Raw genomic sequence first — 2,994 nt, forward strand, 5'->3', positions numbered from 1 at the left:
AAATAATATAAAAGGAGAGTACGTAATGGAAATAACAATTGAGCGTTTAGTAAATGAATTAAAGGATGTACTTCTTGAAGAGCAAGTAGTGGTTAATAAGACAGTAAGAGAGTTACATAGTAAAGATGAATCTTACCATAATAGTAGTTTACCTGATGTAGTTGTTTTTCCAAAAACGATGGAAGAGGTTAGAGCAATAATGAAAGTAGCGAGTGAGCATAAAAAACCTGTCATTCCATTTGGAGTAGGTTCTAGTTTAGAAGGTCATATAATTCCTTATGAAAAGGGGATTACAGTTGATTTTTCATTAATGAACAAAATACTTGAAATAAGAGAGAAAGATTTTCTTGTGAAAGTACAACCAGGAGTTACTCGTTCTCAGCTCAATAAAGAATTGAAAAAGTACGGTTTGTTTTTTAGTGTAGATCCAGGTGCAGATGCAACGTTAGGAGGCATGGCTGCTACGAATGCGAGCGGAACGACAGCGGTTAAGTATGGCGTAATGCGTGATCAAGTTCGTGATTTAGAAGTGGTGCTTGCTGATGGGCAAGTGATACATACTGGCAATTTAGCGGCGAAGTCATCATCAGGTTATCATTTAAATGGTATTTTCGTAGGATCAGAGGGTACGCTTGGATGCTTTACAGAGCTAACATTAAAAGTATACGGCATACCAGAACATGTTATGGCTGCGAGAGCATCGTTTCCAACTATAAATGATGCAGTAGAAGCTGTTATTAATATACTGCAAGCTGGCATTCCAATTGCGAGAATAGAACTTGTTGATGAATTATCTATGAAACAAGTAAATCATTATAATGAAACAAATTACAGAGAAGAACCAACACTGTTTTTAGAGTTTCACGGAAATGAAGCAGGGCTAACGCAAGATATCGAGTTTACGAAGGAAATTGTTTTTGATCATAAATGTAAAGAAGTCGCTTTTGAAACTGAAACTGCGGCAAGAAATAAATTATGGGATGCAAGACATAACTTAGCTTATTCTTACGTTCATAGTTATCCTGGTAAAAAGCTAATGAGCACAGATGTATGTGTGCCAATTTCAGAGTTAGCTGGCGCGATTCAAAATGCGAAAGAGACGTTAGATAAGGTGGGCCTTGTTGGTGGTATTCTTGGCCATGTAGGAGACGGGAATTTTCACGTGCTCTTAATGATTGATCCAAATGATAAAGACGAAGTGAAAAAAGCAGATGAAATAAATGAAAGTATTGTACTGTATGCTCTTAAGCGTGGCGGAACGTGCACAGGAGAGCACGGCGTTGGAATAGGGAAGCAGAAGTATCAAGAAGAAGAACATGGGGCTGCGCTTTTAGTAATGGAAAAAATAAAAAAAGCTCTTGATCCGCAAAATATTTTAAATCCGAATAAAATTTTTAAGTTAAAAGATAAGGAATGATGAAGTTTGGAGAAACGAATTATACACTTTGAAGGATTGGTCGTCTTATTAGCTGCGATTTATATATATGCATTATGTGGATTTAGTTGGTTATTATTTATCGTATTACTTTTTGCACCTGATTTAGCAATGGTGGCGTACGCTATTAACAAACGTGTCGGTGCACAAATTTATAATCTATTTCACACATATATCATATCAATATTACTTGTTTTAATAGGGGGCTATTTAAAGGTGGATACGATTTTAATGATTGGTTTAATATGGACAGCACATATTGGAATGGATCGAATGCTTGGGTATGGATTGAAGTATGAAACTGATTTTAAGGATACGCATATTCAGAGGTTATAGCTTAGGTAAAACGGAATTCATTGAAGCTGTATTAGAAAAAGCTATGAAGGATAGTTGAATAGAAGAGTTTGTATCAATGCGAAAATAGACTAAGGTGGCAGAAATCATATAATGCCACCTATTGTTTTTGAAGAAGAGGTTTTACTATATGAACTGACCTTATAAAACAATTACAATCTGCCCCTGCCAAATAATAAATCTCGTAAATATAATGGGAAATAAGAAGATAAGAAAAGAGGGAGCTTATGTACATACCAAAACATTTCACTATACAAGATGAAGAGAAGAAGTACGAAATGATTGAACAAAATAGCTTTGCAACTTTATTTTCTCAACATAACGGAGCACCGTACGCAACGCATTTGCCGTTATTATTAAATAGGGAAACACTTACTTTATATGGTCATTTTGCACGTCCAAATGAGCAGTGGAAATCAACAAGTGTTAGCTGTTTTTCAAGGGCCACATAGCTACATTTCTCCGTCATGGTATGAAACAAATGAAGCAGTGCCAACATGGAACTATGTTGCGGTGCATGTATATGGAGCGTTAGAAATTGTTGAAGATGAACAGGAATTAATAGATTCTCTTCAAGATTTAGTACATAAATATGAAAATTCAAAGAGCACCTACTCACTGAATGAGGTAGATCCGAATTATATGGAAGGATTAAGTAGGGGAATAGTTGAATTCAAAATAAAGATAAATAAAATAGAAGGAAAAGCGAAGTTAAGTCAAAATCATTCTGTGGAGAGACGAGAATTAGTTATAGAAGAACTTGAGAAAGTTGGGAGTGAAGGGAGCTGGGGGATTGCGAGATGGATGAAGGAGCAGTTGTATAATAATGAGGGTTAACTCGTATGCTGGAGACCAAGTATCACCTTTGTTTAATGCAGCATCTTTTAGATTATGGCTGAATCCAAAACTCAAAATTAGTGTTAATGCTACCGACGATAGTGTTAAAACAATCTTTTTCATTATTTTAGCGCCCCTTTAGCTAATGATTTTTTGCGTGCTTGATTACTTAAATTATAATATTTACTTGCTTTGGCATGATTCTCTTCTGCATAAAATTTATTTGCTATTCGTTCAGTGTACTCTTCAATACACTCCCATAATTCTTCTTTTTCAAAATAAGAAATCCCTTCTAAAACTACTTTTTCTAGTTTAATTAAATTTGATTCTTTACTAAGCTCTTCTAAGATTTTAAAACGATATTGATA

At 34.9% G+C, this 2,994-nt stretch carries 3 protein-coding genes and 2 pseudogenes; 3 read left to right on the top strand and 2 right to left on the bottom strand.

All coding sequences use genetic code 11. The annotated features are described in order from the left end of the window. The first annotated feature begins 25 nt into the window (after nucleotides 1-25). From AB3X49_RS20360 to AB3X49_RS20370, 3 genes and pseudogenes are all read left to right on the top strand, one after another. A complete protein-coding gene (locus AB3X49_RS20360) occupies nucleotides 26-1,417 on the top strand; it encodes an FAD-binding oxidoreductase (RefSeq protein ID WP_367964374.1) in 1,392 nt (463 codons plus the stop codon). Between the two features lie 6 nt (nucleotides 1,418-1,423). Further along, on the top strand, nucleotides 1,424-1,771 hold the full coding sequence (locus tag AB3X49_RS20365; RefSeq protein ID WP_367964370.1) for a DUF4260 domain-containing protein: 348 nt from the start codon (nucleotides 1,424-1,426) through the stop codon (nucleotides 1,769-1,771). 245 nt (nucleotides 1,772-2,016) lie between these two features. Then, nucleotides 2,017-2,626, top strand: a pseudogene (locus AB3X49_RS20370) (FMN-binding negative transcriptional regulator). Here the strand turns inward: AB3X49_RS20370 and AB3X49_RS20375 are convergent. Beyond that, entirely contained in the window at nucleotides 2,534-2,749 is a 216-nt protein-coding gene (locus tag AB3X49_RS20375) for a Phr family secreted Rap phosphatase inhibitor (protein ID WP_367964372.1), read from the bottom strand. The pseudogene AB3X49_RS20370 and the gene AB3X49_RS20375 overlap by 93 nt on opposite strands. Continuing rightward, nucleotides 2,749-2,994 (bottom strand): annotated as a pseudogene (locus tag AB3X49_RS20380) (hypothetical protein); the annotation flags it as partial. The gene AB3X49_RS20375 and the pseudogene AB3X49_RS20380, both read right to left, overlap by 1 nt.

It is taken from the genome of Bacillus sp. C30 (assembly GCF_040838255.1).
Lineage (GTDB): Bacteria > Bacillota > Bacilli > Bacillales > Bacillaceae_G > Bacillus_A > Bacillus_A mycoides.